This window comes from Vibrio sp. VB16, from assembly GCF_015594925.2.
Lineage (GTDB): Bacteria > Pseudomonadota > Gammaproteobacteria > Enterobacterales > Vibrionaceae > Vibrio.
In genome coordinates, this window is sequence record NZ_CP087591.1 from 552,522 (window position 1) to 567,960 (window position 15,439).

Annotated in this window: 13 protein-coding genes; 5 read left to right on the top strand and 8 right to left on the bottom strand. The window is 42.5% G+C overall.

Features of this window, described 5'->3' with window-relative positions; genetic code table 11:
• Positions 1-184 precede the first annotated feature (184 nt).
• Positions 185-505 carry an ArsR/SmtB family transcription factor gene (locus tag IUZ65_RS18980; protein WP_195705592.1) on the top strand — a complete coding sequence of 107 codons (321 nt, stop codon included), beginning with the start codon at positions 185-187 and terminating at the stop codon, positions 503-505.
• A 102-nt stretch (positions 506-607) separates the two neighbouring features.
• Here IUZ65_RS18980 and dbpA read toward each other — a convergent pair whose 3' ends face one another.
• The 8 genes from dbpA to cra form a co-directional block, all read right to left on the bottom strand.
• Complete coding sequence (dbpA, locus tag IUZ65_RS18985; RefSeq protein WP_195705593.1) at positions 608-1,993, bottom strand: ATP-dependent RNA helicase DbpA; 1,386 nt, start codon at positions 1,991-1,993, stop codon at positions 608-610.
• Between the two features lie 169 nt (positions 1,994-2,162).
• On the bottom strand, positions 2,163-2,726 hold the full coding sequence (locus IUZ65_RS18990; protein WP_195705594.1) for a sugar O-acetyltransferase: 564 nt from the start codon (positions 2,724-2,726) through the stop codon (positions 2,163-2,165).
• The gene (locus IUZ65_RS18995; RefSeq protein WP_195705595.1) at positions 2,716-4,665 is read right to left on the bottom strand and encodes an alpha-amylase family protein; all 1,950 of its coding nucleotides are present in this window, start codon (positions 4,663-4,665) and stop codon (positions 2,716-2,718) included. The genes IUZ65_RS18990 and IUZ65_RS18995 overlap by 11 nt, the downstream gene beginning before the upstream one ends.
• Before the next feature lie 215 nt (positions 4,666-4,880).
• Complete coding sequence (locus IUZ65_RS19000) at positions 4,881-5,375, bottom strand: RNA-binding S4 domain-containing protein (RefSeq protein WP_195705596.1); 495 nt, start codon at positions 5,373-5,375, stop codon at positions 4,881-4,883.
• Between the two features lie 241 nt (positions 5,376-5,616).
• The gene (locus tag IUZ65_RS19005) at positions 5,617-6,342 is read right to left on the bottom strand and encodes an amino acid ABC transporter ATP-binding protein (protein WP_195706439.1); all 726 of its coding nucleotides are present in this window, start codon (positions 6,340-6,342) and stop codon (positions 5,617-5,619) included.
• A 22-nt stretch (positions 6,343-6,364) separates the two neighbouring features.
• On the bottom strand, positions 6,365-7,312 hold the full coding sequence (locus IUZ65_RS19010; RefSeq protein ID WP_195705597.1) for an amino acid ABC transporter permease: 948 nt from the start codon (positions 7,310-7,312) through the stop codon (positions 6,365-6,367).
• A 59-nt stretch (positions 7,313-7,371) separates the two neighbouring features.
• Positions 7,372-8,169, bottom strand: coding sequence for a transporter substrate-binding domain-containing protein (locus IUZ65_RS19015; RefSeq protein ID WP_195705598.1), 798 nt, complete (start codon positions 8,167-8,169; stop codon positions 7,372-7,374).
• A 438-nt stretch (positions 8,170-8,607) separates the two neighbouring features.
• Positions 8,608-9,585, bottom strand: coding sequence for a catabolite repressor/activator (cra, locus tag IUZ65_RS19020; protein WP_195705599.1), 978 nt, complete (start codon positions 9,583-9,585; stop codon positions 8,608-8,610).
• Between the two features lie 323 nt (positions 9,586-9,908).
• On the opposite strand from cra, the gene fruB reads away from it, so the two are divergent.
• The 4 genes from fruB (at position 9,909) to yjeH (ending at position 15,226) form a co-directional block, all read left to right on the top strand.
• A complete protein-coding gene (fruB, locus tag IUZ65_RS19025; RefSeq protein ID WP_195705600.1) occupies positions 9,909-11,045 on the top strand; it encodes a fused PTS fructose transporter subunit IIA/HPr protein in 1,137 nt (378 codons plus the stop codon).
• Positions 11,046-11,055: 10 nt separating this feature from the next.
• Positions 11,056-11,997: a 1-phosphofructokinase gene (pfkB, locus tag IUZ65_RS19030; RefSeq protein ID WP_195705601.1), complete on the top strand. Its 942-nt coding sequence runs from the start codon at positions 11,056-11,058 to the stop codon at positions 11,995-11,997.
• A 45-nt stretch (positions 11,998-12,042) separates the two neighbouring features.
• The gene (gene fruA, locus IUZ65_RS19035; RefSeq protein WP_195705602.1) at positions 12,043-13,779 is read left to right on the top strand and encodes a PTS fructose transporter subunit IIBC; all 1,737 of its coding nucleotides are present in this window, start codon (positions 12,043-12,045) and stop codon (positions 13,777-13,779) included.
• 181 nt (positions 13,780-13,960) lie between these two features.
• Entirely contained in the window at positions 13,961-15,226 is a 1,266-nt protein-coding gene (gene yjeH, locus IUZ65_RS19040; protein ID WP_195705603.1) for an L-methionine/branched-chain amino acid transporter, read from the top strand.
• The last annotated feature ends 213 nt before the right edge of the window (positions 15,227-15,439 follow it).

Below are 15,439 nucleotides of genomic sequence, written 5' to 3' on the forward strand. Positions count from 1 at the left end.
ATAGAGAGGACCTACTTTGATCCACTAAACCTGTAGTTAAGTCATTGAAAGTTAGGATAGGTATTTCAGTGATTGAAACATGCAATGTTCTTGTATTTAGACTCAACCTTGCGACAGAGCCGTAAAGTGGGTTGAATATCTCCCCCATTTCGAATATTATCGAACTATCAATTAGGAGTAATGAATGAATCTAGAAAGCGTTGCAAAAGCACTGAAAGAACTTGGTCACCCTACCCGTTTATGCATATATAAAACGGTGGTTAAGGCAGGCTTTCAAGGTATTGCTGTTGGGAAAATTCAAGAGATATTGAAAATCCCAAATTCTACTTTGTCTCATCATATTTCTAGCCTCGCTTCCGCCGATCTGATTAAACAACGACGAGAAGGCCGCACACTATACTGTGTAGCAGAGTATGAGAACTTAGAAGGCGTGATCAGTTATTTGCGGGAAGAGTGTTGTGCAGACGAGGCAGCCCAAGAAATTGAACACCTTTTACCCAGTTAAGTAACCTTAACCTGCTATAGATTAGGGTAGAAACTAAAACGAGGTACATTCGTAACCGAAGGTACCTCGAGACAATTTAAAAGCGTTTATGCTTGCAAGCGACTATCGAAGAATTCGAGCTCTAAACTTGCGACCTTTAAGTTTGCCATTCTCTAGTTTTTTAAGTGCTTCTTTAACAACATTCTTATGTACTGCTACATAAGAACGCATGTCAAAAAGATTAATTTTGCCAACTTTTTTACCATCGATACCGTCTTGACCTGTCAATGCTCCAAGAATGTCACCTGCACGTACTTTCTGCTTTTTACCGCCAGAGATCTCTATCGTCACCATTTCAGCTTGGTATGTTGGCTCACTCAATACCTCTTCATTCGGCAGCGCAATAGGATCGATAGGAAGATCCATATACTCATCTATCTGTGCTACTCGATGCATTTCGTTACTGCTAAACAAGCTACACGCCATACCTTTACTACCCGCACGGCCAGTACGACCTATACGGTGTACATGAACCTCCGGATCGCGAGATAATTGATAATTGATAACCATATCTAGGTTATCTACATCAAGTCCACGAGCCGCAACATCAGTCGCAATTAAGATAGAGATGCTTTTATTTGAAAACTGAACCAGAGCTTGATTTCGGTCTCTTTGTTCTAAATCACCATGAAGATCAATAACGTCAAACCCTTCTTGGTACAGCTCTTCAGCCACCTCTTGAACTTCGCGTTTTGTATTACAGAAGATCACAGAAGATTCAGGTCGATGTGACAATAGCAGCTTTTTGACCGCATTTAATCTGTCCGTATCATTGCCTACTTTGAAGAAGAATTGCGAAATACTTGAATTATCATGGGTTGCCTCAACCTTAACCAGCTCAGGCTTCTTCATTATTTTGTTAGCCACTGTTTGAATCTGTTCTGGGAAGGTCGCACTAAATAGGAGTGTTTGTCTTTCTGTTGGTGCTTCACCGATTATCGCATCTAGTGCGTCTTGAAAACCCATATCCAACATTCTATCGGCTTCATCCAAAACCAACGTGTTGAGTTCAGAAAGGTCAATACGTCCTCTCTCAAGGTGATCCAAAATACGGCCAGGTGTGCCGACCAAAATATGGGCACCGTGTTCAAGTGAACCAATCTGTGGACCCATTGGCATACCGCCACAAAGTGTCAATACCTTAATATTGTGAATAGAACGCGCTAACGATCGGATCTCTTTTGCTACCTGATCAGCGAGTTCCCTTGTTGGACACAATACTAAGCATTGAACTCTAAAGCGTTTTACATTGAGGTTAGTCAATAAGCTAAGTCCAAACGCAGCCGTCTTACCTGAGCCGGTTTTTCCTTGCCCAATAACGTCAACGCCTTTAAGCATAAGGGGTAATGCTTTTGCTTGAATTGGTGTCATTGAGGTGTAGCCCAATGTCTCCAAGTTTTGCAATAAAGCAGGCGACAAAGAAAGAGTAGAAAATGGAATCTGGCTCAAGGGAATGTCCTATCGGTTAGGGAGTGACGAAATTGGAAGCGCACGATAACTGTATCGATGCGCTATTACAACTGTTAGTTACTCTAATAATTATTGTTCGCCTAAACTCGGATATTAAAGTTATCGCTACTTTAGGCTGTATAAAATCACAAATACAAAAATATCGCATTTAGGTATTATCGATCTTCTTAATAACCCTGCACGGATTACCTGCTGCAACCACACTTTCAGGTACATCTTTGGTGACTACGGCACCAGCACCAATCACTGAGTTGGCACCAATTGTCACGCCCGGACAGATGATTGCGCCGCCACCTATCCACACATTATCACCGATTGTGATCGGCAGGCCGAATTCAACGCCCTCTTCAACTCTGCTTTTCACATCCGTTGGGTGACCCGCGGTATAGATTTGAACATTGGGTGCAAGGAGTACGTTATCACCAATATTAACTCGATTCACATCTAATATAATGCAGTTAAAATTAGCATAAAAGTTCTTACCTACACGGATATTGCTGCCGTAATCACATCGAAAAGGTGGTTCGATATAGGTATCATCCGTCGCATTTGAAATCAGTTGCTTGATCGATGCCTTCCATTCGTCACTATTTGGTAAGCTATTATTTAGTATTTGTAATGTTTTACGGCAAGCGACACGTTCTGAATACAGTTCTTTGTCCCAAGCAAGATAGGGTTCGCCAGCCAGCATTTTTTGTTTTTCACTTCTCATTAACTGTTCCAATTTCTAATTTTTTTATCCAAAGTACAGCGTACGCTCCGAGAGTGATCTCTTGGTTAAGTGAGATATCATTCCCTGTTAGCAAGTCAAACACCTGATTCGCCTGTAGCAGATCACAAATAGAACTTGGTATTGATTGCGGATGTTCACTGAAATTGCAAATAGCGAGCAGCTTCTCTCCGTTTTTATGTTCACGGGAATAAGCAAATAAGTGAGAACGGTAGGTTTCCAGTATCTGTGTACTCGCTTCACCAAACACAGATTCAGATTGACGGATAGCAATCATCTGCTTTAGTTGGCGATTAACGATACCTTGTGGGGACGTCGCATGCTTCGCTAAGTTGACGATCTCTTCTGTAATCGCGGGTCGATTGACCCAGCGAGAATCATCTCTTTTAAATTCATTATCTAGATAAGTATGATCATTCAACACACCAATCTCATCACCTTGATAAATTAGTGGGATACCCCCAATACTTAAGCTTATGCTGTTAAGAAGTAATATCCGTTTGATGGCGTGATCCAACGTCTGCGTATCACCTGATATTATCGCTTTTTCTAGCCCTGCCAACGAGGCTAATGAGCCGCAGACTCGACAATCGCCCGTTGTCGGATTCTCTTGAAATGGTACTCCTTTCGCAAAAGAGCCGTCAAAACGACCCGTGTAAAATTGATTCAGAAAACGACGATGATCGAAGCCATTTATCCCCAACTGACTCGCCACTTCATCATCAAATGTCCATCCAATATCATCATGACATCGGATATAATTCACCCATGCACAATCAGGAGCAATGTCGAAGCTCTTCTTAAGTGAAGCCGTCAATAGCTTGGTTTCTCTGGTTGCCAAGCTTTCCCACATAAGTGCCATCATGAGTGGGTTATATGAGAGCTGGCATTCATTTTTATCGATATATTTTGCGACTTCATCTGGGTGAACAATCGCTTCTGACTTAAACTGAACAGCGGGGGCAACAATCTGCAAACAGAGATTAAATGCTTGAATTAGCGTATGTGCTTTGGTTAAATTTTCGCACTGTGTCCACTTTTCCTTCCAGATAAACGCAAGTGCATCTAGTCGCAATCCTTCACACCCTATATTTGCTAAAAAAAGCATTTCATCCGCAATCGCATTAAACACCGCGGGGTTAGAATAATTAAGGTCCCATTGGAAGCTATTAAATGTGGTCCAAACCCATTTATTTGATTGCTCTAAATAGGTAAAACTTCCTCGTCTTACCGTAGGAAAAATTTCACGACATGTTTGATTATATTCATCCACCTCTTTCTTATCATTGAAGAAATGATAAAAATTCGCAAACTCTGGGTTGCCAGCTAATGCTTTTTTTGCCCATTCATGCTCATTTGAGGTGTGGTTAAACACAAAATCAAGAACCAAGCTAATACCCGCTTCACTAAAAGCATCAGCGAGATCCTCTAGGTCCTTTTCACTTCCTAATGTTGAATCAACTTTACGATAGTCTGATACCGCATAACCACCGTCACTATCGCCTTTAGGTGACTGGTACAGCGGCATTAAGTGGATGTAATTAACTCCGAGACTCTGAAAATAGGGCAGCTTTAATTTAAGGTTTTTTAAATCACCTGCAAACAAATCAACGTAAAGCGCCATGCCCAACATCTTTTCACTTCGATACCAAGTGGGATTGAGAAGGCGCTGCTCGTCTCTAATTTTTAACTCAGGTTTACGACGGGAAAATGCTGTTGCCAAGCCATTGATTAGGCTTTGAAGATGAAAGAAAAAATCATAGTGGTCGGAATAGAGTAGATGGAGCTTTGAAACCAGTTCTGGAAAATGAAAATCTAAACGGTCTAGAAATACCTTTTCCTCTTTATTGGTCAACGTTGGCAGGGTGACAGAACTCAATACTTGTTTTAATGCTTTCTCGCTCAACGAATGTGACAGCATTGCGAACTCCCTTGTACGTGTACTTTATTGACAGTTAAATAGCATGATATTTAACTTAATCGTTTAAGTAACCGTTAAGGAAGTGATTAAGTCTTATTTTGTGATGCTAATCGCCATAGAGAGTCAAACAGATAACTGCCACCGAATACCTTCTCTATTTCAGTGGCTATTCGCTAACGAAAATTCGGTCAAAAGAACGAATGCGTTATTTTAGATTAGAAAAACTGAATCGATTTTCTACCGCTATTTTTTTTTGCAGGCTCTTCAGGTTCGGACTCAGGTTCCTCACTTTCTAGTTCTGTTTCTTCCAGAGAGGCCTCTTCGTATTCATTTTGAATAGACTCAGCTTGCATTTCATGATCGACAGACTCAATATCCGAGTCTCTCACCTGGTACTCTTGCGCGACCAGATCTTCTTCAAAAACTTCTGGTAATTCACCTTCCGGAAGATCACACAAAACCACATAATATTCTTGATTAAACTCAACCAAATCGCCGTCAAACATTTTACGACGTTTTCTGGTCTCTATTTCACCATTAACGGCCACATATCCTTCTGAGATAATGTGTTTAGCCTCACCGCCACCATTGACCAAGTTAGCTATTTTAAATAATTTATAGAGTTCTATTGGTTGGCTGCTGATCTCGATACCGATCGCCTCAACTTCTACTTCATCAGTGGAGAGATCGTCTGGTTGCTCTTCGTTCATGGGAATGACCTATAGGGATATTTGAGCGTAGTGTAACAAAATTCAGTGGCAAGTGGATAAAGTGAGGGATATAAGCGGGTTTAAATAACATCGTATCGATAACAAGGGCAAAACTACCCATGCTTCATGTGAAAAGCATGGGCCGATATCCGTTTATGCAAATATCGTAGGATCTGTGGTTAAACAGCCTCAAAAGATCAACAGACCCTACTATGACTCATCAAATGAGCAGCGTGTCGACTCACAGAATACTAGACAAAAACGTTTTCAATCGTGGATGAGACGGATTTTCGAAAAAGTTTTCAGGTATGTCATCAACAAGCAGCTGGCCATCTTCCATAAACAGTACCCTGTCCGCTACTTCACTAGCAAAACCCATTTCGTGCGTGACGACAACCATGGTCATACCTTCCTCCGCAAGCGACTTCATCACTTCTAAAACCTCTCCGACCATCTCTGGATCGAGTGCAGATGTTGGCTCATCAAATAACATGAGATCGGGATTCATTGCTAACGCACGTGCAATAGCAACACGCTGTTGCTGCCCGCCAGATAGTTGACTTGGAAAGACATCTATTTTTTCAGCTAGTCCTACTCTAGTTAGCAGTTGTACTGCCTTCTTTTCTACTTCCTCTTTAGCTAGCTTCGATACTTTCAATGGTGCTAGCATCACATTTTTTTTGACTGAAAGATGGGGAAATAGATTGAAGGACTGAAATACCATGCCGACGTTTTCACGTAGTACATTGATGTCAGTAGATGAGTCGTACATGTTGATACCATCTATAATAATATCGCCGTCCGTCACCACCTCTAATTGGTTTAATGTCCGCAAGAAGGTTGATTTACCCGAACCGGACGGCCCTATAATCACCACGACTTCTCCACGTTTTACTGTAACGGACACCTTTTTTAGTGCGTGACAGCCGTTATCGTAAATCTTATCTACGCTTGCGGCGACAACCATCTCTTCGCCTTTATAATCCGCTCTAGTCACTGTTTGATAGCCTCTTTTCAATGCGCTGTACGCCGAAAGATAGTGTGGAAGTTAGTACAAGATAAAGCGCCGCAACAGCGAACCATACTTCGAATGTAGCAAAGCTACCTGCAACCACTTCTCTGCCAGCCTTAGTCAGATCCGTAATGGAAATGACCGACACTAAGGAAGAGTCTTTTATTAGGTTAATCAATTGTCCAGCCATAGGTGGTAGCGTGCGTTTAAATGCTTGGGGTAAGATAACGTAAGTCATTGCCTTGGGATAACTCATACCCAAAGAGCGTGCTGCTTCCATTTGCCCCTGTGGGATCGATTGGATACCCGAACGAATGATTTCCGCAATATACGCCCCGGTAAAGACAGACAGCGCAGTAATACCTGCGGTAAATCTGTCCAGATCGAAAATCGTGCCTAAGAAAAAATACACGATAAAGATCTGCACAAGAAGTGGTGTACCGCGAATAATCTCAACATACAAAAAAGCGAAGTTTCGACTCAATGGGTTTGTGGATATACGCATTAACGCGGCAACTAAACCAATGATGATGGCAAAAGACAATGAAATAATTGAGAGTTGAATCGTCGTAATCAATCCGATTAAAAGTACACCCATACTCTGCTGATTTAGGCTAGAAATTCTGTCACCAGCAAAAACTAAATCACCCTCGACTACAAATACATCATCTGCCTTTTCAATCCGTTGAGCAGCGTCTCCATTGTCAAATTCAATAACGATGTTGCCCTTCTCGACCGTAATAACCGTACCATCACTATCGGCTAACGTTTCAGTCGGTGATGAATCAATTATGTAGGGGACAATTCGATTCCATTGCCATGTATAATTTATTTTTTGTGAAGCGGAATAAACAGAGAAACCAATGCCGATAAGAGCGAGTATGAATAGAAAGTGCCAAGCCCAATTATTCTTTTTATGTAGCATATCAATACCAAAATGAGAGTAATGAGAGCCAGAAACAGAACGTTTCTGGCTGATTCCACTTATTTAATTTGTTTTAACCAAGCATCACTCTTGAACCACTTAGCGTAGATACGATCGTAAGTGCCATCCCCTTTGATTTGACGAAGGTAATTGTTCAAAAAGTTGACCATATCAGGGTCACCTTGTTTAACGGCCCAACCAAGCGGCTCATAGGTGAATGGTTCAAGAATTGCGTTTATTTTTTCACTATTTTGAGCAGCATAGATAGAGATAAACGGCATGTCGTAGATCATCGCGTCAGCCTTACCATTTATCACTTCCAAAGCGGCATCAGTTTCAGTTTCAAACGCGTTATACTCCGCCTTACTTAGCATTCTTTTTACCACCGTTTCACCGGTCGTACCGAGCTTACTTGCTACTACATATTTAGGATCATTAAGGTCTTTGTAGCTGTTAATCTCACCCTTCAACTTAGGATTTAGGAGTATAGATTGGCCAACGACGATATATGGGTCAGCAAAATTCACCTTCATATTACGAGGAGCCGTTATCGTCATACCCGCCATAATGATGTCGCACTTACCGGTAATAAGCGCTGGAATAATGCCATCCCATGCTGTGTTTACAGGCACATATTTCACACCCATCTGCTTCGCCATCACTTTACCTAAATCGATATCAAAACCGATATAGCTATTGTTAGTAGACTTCATTTCAAATGGCATATAGCCCGCATCAAAACACGCGCGTAATTCACCAGACTCTGCAATACCGTCTAATATTGGTCCTGCGGCCGCTCCCGCAGAGCAGAGGATTATCGCGCTATATGCAGCCAACTTACCTATTTTATGCTTCATTATGTTAATTCCCTGTTATAATTGTTAATAAATTAGTCCATTAATGGTTTTTTATTCACTATTACTAGATATTATTGCATTATATATCGTTTGTACAGCATAAATACTCAAGTGCTCTTTTAGAGTATCTATTCTCAATCACCAATATTGTGCATCTACCGTTAGTTGTAGCAATAGTTGTGCCGATAACATCACACTTGATAAATGTCAATTTACTAGATGTTTAACCCAAAAAATTAGAATATGTAAGCGTATTAATCTGACATGTTCTTTTTCTATGTATTTCGCTCATAATGAGCGCACCTTAATGGTGCGAAAATAAAGAAAAAAGATAATATTGGTGCAGATGTTAATTGTTCGATATTTAGCCACTTATATAGAATAAACAGCTAAATTTGAGGGAACGACGTTGGAGTAAGTCTTTGAGTATCTCAGTCGTTATCGGCGTATTAATTTTCTCGGTATTAACTCAATACCAAACTGCTGACGTTTGGCTGAAGCATTGAGTGCTAACGCAAGCGCGCTATCAGAGATTAATTCAAATTGCTGAGGCAGCGAGTTTACTTTCATTGGCAGGAAATCGAGCAACCTGTTATCGCCAAAAGTGCCCAATTTTATTTTTGACATCAGCTCGGTGTGTTCCAAAAGCACATCCAGCACGCCTTCCAAAAGGGTATAAGATGTGACCACGATGGCGTCAGGTACTTTTTTCTCTCGCACCCATTGAGACAATACAGCTTTGCCTTCTTCTCTATTAAAATGCTTGCCATAACCAACGATAGATTCTTTCTTATGGATACGCGCCGCCGCATAAAAACCTAATTGACGATCTTTAGAGATACTTAATTCAGGCAGAGCACCGATTAATCCAACCGTCTTTACACTCTGCGACAAAACTGAATTGGTCAAATCATAGGCGGAGGTGTAGTCTTCACTGATAACACACCCAAAACACTCATCATCTAAAGGACGGTCTATTGCCACAACAGGCGTACCAGATTTTTGGATTTTTAAGTAATATTCGTTTGCATTGGGTAGGCAAGTAGCCACAAACAGTGCGTCAATTCTTCGGCTCAACAGTGCGGTAGCCAAACTCTCTTCAATTTCAGCTTCGTCATCACTGCAACCAATCAAGATTTGATAACCCGCTTTTCGCGAGTTTTGTTCGAGTAATTTGGCAAGTTTGGTGTAGCTCGAGTTCTCCAGATCAGGAATAATAAGGCCAAATGAACGGCTATTCCCGGCCCGCAGGGATGAAGCTGCATGGTCAGGTTGGTAATTATGCTCGTTAACAACAGCCATCACTTTATGTTGAGTCTTCTCACTTATACGGTATTTTTTTGCTTTACCGTTGATGACATAACTTGCCGTAGTCTTTGAGACACCTGCCAACTTTGCTATTTCGACTAATGTCATTTCATTACCTTTATGTGCAGTTGATCAAAATTTTACAGATTATTTGTTATTCTAACTTGAATTATACGCTGAATCGATTCAGTATTAAAGCTGAAAGGATTCAGCAAAACTTGAAACATGACTTAAATCACCTATTTTACACCGTGGGTGAGTGAGATAAGCGAAACAACAAGTATCAGCAACATATGTAGATGTTTGCTGAATTTTTTTGCAGCATTGCTGAACCGATTCAGCTCTAAGTTTACATCAACGATGAATCGAAGATTAAAAGCAATTTGACCCGATGATTGAAGCTCTCATGAAAGAGCTCTAAGAGGCGCACCATGTTAAAACTGACAACATTAGATATTGAGCTTCAACAAACCGCTATAGACAAAAGCACGGCCATTCGCGTATTAGCGAGCGACCTTGCAAAGAAAGGATTAGTAGAAGTTGACTACGTAGAAGGTATGCTTAATCGGGAAGCACAAAACACCACCTTCCTTGGAAACGGCATTGCAATACCTCATGGTACAACCGATACCCGTCATCTTGTGAAAAGCACCGGGGTCGCTGTCCATCACTTTCCCCAGGGCGTAGATTGGGAAGACGGTAACACGATTTATATCGCAATTGGCATCGCCGCTAAATCTGACGAGCATTTAGGCATATTAAAGCAGCTGACTAAGGTTCTTTCTGCTGATGGTGTTGAAGATAAACTGAGAGATGCTTCTACAAAACAAGAAATCCTCGCCCTATTAAATGGTGACGTTCAATTCACTGCGGACTTTGATGAATCTCTGATCCTACAAAACTTCCCTGCAAGCGACATGATTCAACTTTCTGCCGTTGCGGGTGGCCTATTAAAAAACACCCATTCAGTTGAGGCTAGCTTCATCGCTGACCTTGTTAGTAAAAAGCCAACCTATCTAGGTAAAGGCCTATGGTTGATCAGCAGTGTTACCTCGGTTTCACGCACTGCAATGTCTGTCGTTACTGTCGACCCCGCATTTTCATTTGAAGACAAACCCGTCAACGGGCTCATTGCTTTCTCCGTTTGCAATGCCGCTCACCAAACCATGCTCGATACGATCAGTGAATTAGTCTTCCAACAGAAGCAAACCACCATTCTTCAAGCCACCAAGCAAGAGTTGGTCTCTCTATTCACACAAGATGATGGCGAAACATCTGCTCCCACAACGTCCGATAATAATGCCGTCTTCAAGATAAAAAATGCCCACGGTTTACACGCTCGTCCAGGCGCAATGCTGGTGGCAGAAGCGAAGAAATTCGAGTCAATTATCAGTGTGAAGAACCTTGATGGAGACGGAAAAACCGTCAACGCTAAGAGCTTAATGAAGGTGATCGGATTAGGCGTTATGCATGGACATTCTTTGGCGTTCTCCGCGGAGGGCATCGACGCTGGCGAAGCAATAAAAGCGATAGGCATCGCCATTGAGTCTGGCCTAGGTGAAGGGTAAGGATCGTATTATGACAACCAAAAAAGTCGTTACTGTCACGCTAAATCCTGCCTTGGATCTCACCGGTAGTATGGGAACGCTAAATGTCGGTCGTGTGAGCCTCGTGAATCAAGGCTCATTACACGCTGCAGGTAAAGGTGTGAATGTAGCGAAAGTACTTTCTGATTTAGGTGCGGAGGTTACCGTTACGGGATTTCTGGGCCGTGATAATCAGGAGATGTTCTGCCAATTATTTGAAGAGATCGATGCTACAGACAAATTTGTGCGAGTAGATGGCGCAACGCGCATCAACGTAAAATTAGTCGAGCAATCTGGAGAAGTGAGCGATATTAATTTTCCGGGTGTTGAGGTCAGCGAAGACGACATCACGCAATTTGAGCAGACTCTTTTTGAGCTGGCGAAGAACCACGATTATTTTGTTATCGCAGGTAGCTTGCCTAAAGGTGTATCACCCGACTTATGCGCCAGTTGGATACAACATCTGCATAACCTTGGTAAAAAAGTGCTATTTGACAGCAGTCGTGAAGCGCTTACTGCTGGTATTCATTCAAATCCATGGCTTATTAAGCCTAACGACGAAGAGTTGTCCGGGTTTGTTGGTCGTTCTTTGGATACACCAGCTGAATGTCAACAAGCGGCACAAGAACTTGCCGACAAAGGTATCGACAACATCGTAGTCTCTATGGGGTCCAAAGGAGTGTTGTGGCTTAACCAAAATGAATGGCTACGCTCTCAGCCACCAAAAATGACGGTAGTAAGTACGGTTGGTGCTGGCGATACATTAGTTTCCGGCCTTTGTTGGGGCCATATGCAAAACATGCAGAAACCAGAACTATTGACGTTCTCTACCGCCCTCTCTGCGTTAGCCGTCGCGCAAGTAGGCGTTGGTGTTCCATGTCTAGAAGCACTCGAATCCTTACAGAAACAGATACAAATTACCCAGTTGAGCTAAAACAATAAACCATTATTAGTCAATGAATTAACAAGGTCGATTATTATGAATATAGCTATTATTACAGCTTGTCCAAGTGGTGTTGCAAATAGCATCATTGCGGCAGGGCTGCTTGGAAAAGCAGTGAAATCACTAGATTGGAATGCAAAAATTGAATGCCAATCTTCTGTGGTGCAGGGAATTACACTTACTGCCAACGATATTGCGCAATCTGACGTAGTGGTTATCGCCGCTAACACGCCAATTGATACGACACGCTTCATCGGAAAAAAAGTGTATCAAGCAGAGATATCTAAAATCACTGAAGATACAAAAGCATGGTTAGAAAAAGCCGTTTTAGAGGCAACTGAATTAACCTCTACCGATGCAACCACACTTTCAGTACCCGTATCAAGTCCTAGTGCTTCTAAGAAAATTGTCGCCGTTACCGCATGCCCAACAGGTGTTGCACACACTTTCATGGCAGCTGAAGCTTTAGAAAACGAAGGAAAGCGCCTTGGCCATCAAATTAAGGTAGAAACTCGCGGTAGTGTAGGTGCAAAGAACCAGCTTACTGAACAGGAAATCGAAGAGGCTGACTTAGTTATTATCGCAGCAGATATCGATGTTCCTTTAGATCGCTTTAACGGTAAAAAACTCTATAAAACGAAAACAGGACCAGCCCTTAAAAAAACCAAGCAAGAAGTGGAAAAAGCATTCGCTGAAGCAACGGTTTATACCCAATCTAATGGCACTGTTACCGCGAAAGAAGAAGAAAGCAAAGGCGTATACCAGCACCTGATGACCGGGGTTTCACATATGCTACCCGTTGTTGTGGCTGGTGGTTTGATTATCGCACTCTCATTTGTGTTTGGTATAGAAGCGTTTAAAGAAGAAGGTACCCTTGCGGCGGCACTAATGACAATAGGAGGCGGGTCGGCATTCGCACTTATGATTCCTGTGCTTGCAGGCTACATCGCTTTCTCTATCGCGGATCGTCCAGGCCTTGCACCCGGTCTTGTTGGCGGTATGTTAGCAAGCTCAATTGGCGCGGGTTTCTTGGGGGGTATCTTAGCGGGCTTTATCGCAGGCTACTCGGCTAAGTTTATCGCTGATAAACTGCAGCTTCCTCGATCAATGGATGCGTTAAAACCAATTCTTATTATTCCACTTGTTGCGACCTTATTCACTGGTCTGATAATGATCTATGTCGTTGGTGGCCCGGTTGCTAGCGTCATGGCAGCGATGACTGAATTCCTTAATAACATGGGCAATGCCAATGCCATCATGCTTGGTATCGTTCTCGGTTGTATGATGTGTTTCGACCTTGGGGGTCCAGTCAACAAAGCCGCCTACACATTCGGTGTTGGTTTATTGGCTTCGCAAACCTATGCACCTATGGCCGCTGTCATGGCTGCTGGTATGGTTCCTGCTCTCGGTATGGGTTTAGCGACCTTCCTTGCTAAGAAGAAATTCAATCAGAGTGAGCGCGAAGCTGGTAAAGCCTCATTTGTATTAGGCTTATGCTTTATTTCTGAAGGTGCTATTCCATTTGCCGCCCGTGATCCTATGCGCGTTATCCCTTGTACAATGGCTGGTGGAGCCGTTGCGGGTGCACTTTCAATGCTTGCTGGTTGCGAGTTAATGGCACCACATGGCGGTCTCTTCGTGCTGTTTATTCCAAATGCTATCTCTTCCGTACTGATGTACATCATTGCCATAACAGCAGGTACCGCAGTTACTGGGTTTGGTTATGCATTTTTGAAAAGCCGCGCTGAGCAAACAGAGCAAGTTATTGCTTAATTTCACTATCTAACCTGCATTTAGGTGATTCGATCAACAGAGCCTTCGTAACGAAGGCTCTGTTTTTTTGATAGAACAATTAATAATAAATAGTCTGTGAATAATTGTATCTTGCGTCAAGAATTGCAGTATCCTTGCCCGCCTAACCATTTGGGATATCAATACATTAAGAGCAGTTTCTATGGGCGAGCTGAAAAAAGAAATTACGTTATGGTCTGGTGTCGGCCAATTATCTACCACCCTTTTGGGTACCGGCCTCTTTATGATACCCGCTATCGCAGCAGGTATCGCGGGGGAAGCATCATTATGGGCATGGCTGATTCTGTTTATCGCCATCATCCCTATCGCCTTGACCTTTGCAGCCCTTGGAAAACGTTTTCCGAGTTCCGGTGGCACCGCTTATTTTGTTCGCAAAGCCTTTGGTCCACGAATGGAGCGCAGCGTTGGATGGTTATTTTTGAGTGTTACGCCGGTTGGTATCCCTGCGGGTATTGCCTTAGCCGGTAGTTTTGGAAAACCGTTACTTCCTGCCCCTTTTGATCACACCCTCGTCGCTGAACTTATCACCATCGGCTTATTGATTGCAGTCAACCTGATTGGTAGCAAATCTTCAGCACGGATTCAAACGGTCGTTGCTTTGGCTATCTGTGCCCTTGTGTCTCTGTTCTGGATCTATGGTGGCGTCAGCACCGCAGATATTAAAATGCCGGTTTTAACCACCGATTCTATTTTTCCGATTGCATCTGCATTAGGCGTGATGTTCTGGTGTTTTGTCGGCATTGAAGCATTTGCGCATATGGGAGAAGAATTTAAAAAACCCGAAACTGATTTCCCTATCGCGATTATCTTAGGCTCTCTATTCGCTGGTGTGATCTATTGGAGTTGCTCTGTTGTCATTCTTAAGTTCCAAGCCTACGGTACAGAAGCGCTTTCTTCTGGATCTATTCCTTGGATAAGCGAACAAATATTTGGTAGCAAAGGGGCGACACTTATTAGCCTTGTGGGATATTTTGCCTGTTTCGCTAGCCTTAATTTATATGTGCAAAGCTTATCTAGAATGGCATACGCCATCGCTAAGAATAGCCACCCTCAAACCAAAATGGCGGTCATCTCTAAACGTGGCGTTCCTACCGTTGCCACTCTCACTATCACTGGAACTCTGGTTATTTGTGCATTCATCGGAGAAGTCTTGAGTGTCGATCTAGAAGCTCTGGTTAAATTAGCCAACGGGGTATTTGTCCTTGTTTATTTGCTTGCCATGCTATCGGCGTACAAACTATTGACTGGCACGAATAAATTACTCTCTCTCATTGCTCTGGTTATCACTATTTTGGTATTTGCATGTCTCGGTTGGGCTTCTCTCTATGCTATTGCTGTTTTTGCTTTGGTTCATTTTGCGAGAAGAGATATTGAAAATTTCAAATCACAATCGGTAGATAAAAAATAACTCAACACCTCAAAGACAGGGTGTCTTCCTTCGACAGCCATTAGACATCACCCGTATCATAGATCATTGAGTTGATATAAAAATTACTGCTTATATTCGTCTCAGAAACGAGCTGCAATAATGTACATACATCCCAAAAAGTGTGAACTACTTATCTTCATTGAGAAAGCGGGATTAAATCGAGCTTTTGGCTAAAGATTGTCGTAACTAGGC

What these genes read in the sequence shown, in the direction of transcription:
- cra (WP_195705599.1), bottom strand. Translation starts at nt 9,585, where the DNA reads ATGACATTAGTCGAAATAGCAAAGTTGGCAGGTGTCTCAAAGACTACG.
- IUZ65_RS19005 (WP_195706439.1), bottom strand. Translation starts at nt 6,342, where the DNA reads ATGGTTGTCGCCGCAAGCGTAGATAAGATTTACGATAACGGCTGTCAC.
- IUZ65_RS18980 (WP_195705592.1), top strand. Translation starts at nt 185, where the DNA reads ATGAATCTAGAAAGCGTTGCAAAAGCACTGAAAGAACTTGGTCACCCT.
- IUZ65_RS19000 (WP_195705596.1), bottom strand. Translation starts at nt 5,375, where the DNA reads ATGAACGAAGAGCAACCAGACGATCTCTCCACTGATGAAGTAGAAGTT.
- IUZ65_RS18990 (WP_195705594.1), bottom strand. Translation starts at nt 2,726, where the DNA reads ATGAGAAGTGAAAAACAAAAAATGCTGGCTGGCGAACCCTATCTTGCT.
- IUZ65_RS19010 (WP_195705597.1), bottom strand. Translation starts at nt 7,312, where the DNA reads ATGCTACATAAAAAGAATAATTGGGCTTGGCACTTTCTATTCATACTC.
- fruB (WP_195705600.1), top strand. Translation starts at nt 9,909, where the DNA reads ATGTTAAAACTGACAACATTAGATATTGAGCTTCAACAAACCGCTATA.
- IUZ65_RS18995 (WP_195705595.1), bottom strand. Translation starts at nt 4,665, where the DNA reads ATGCTGTCACATTCGTTGAGCGAGAAAGCATTAAAACAAGTATTGAGT.
- fruA (WP_195705602.1), top strand. Translation starts at nt 12,043, where the DNA reads ATGAATATAGCTATTATTACAGCTTGTCCAAGTGGTGTTGCAAATAGC.
- pfkB (WP_195705601.1), top strand. Translation starts at nt 11,056, where the DNA reads ATGACAACCAAAAAAGTCGTTACTGTCACGCTAAATCCTGCCTTGGAT.
- yjeH (WP_195705603.1), top strand. Translation starts at nt 13,961, where the DNA reads ATGGGCGAGCTGAAAAAAGAAATTACGTTATGGTCTGGTGTCGGCCAA.
- IUZ65_RS19015 (WP_195705598.1), bottom strand. Translation starts at nt 8,169, where the DNA reads ATGAAGCATAAAATAGGTAAGTTGGCTGCATATAGCGCGATAATCCTC.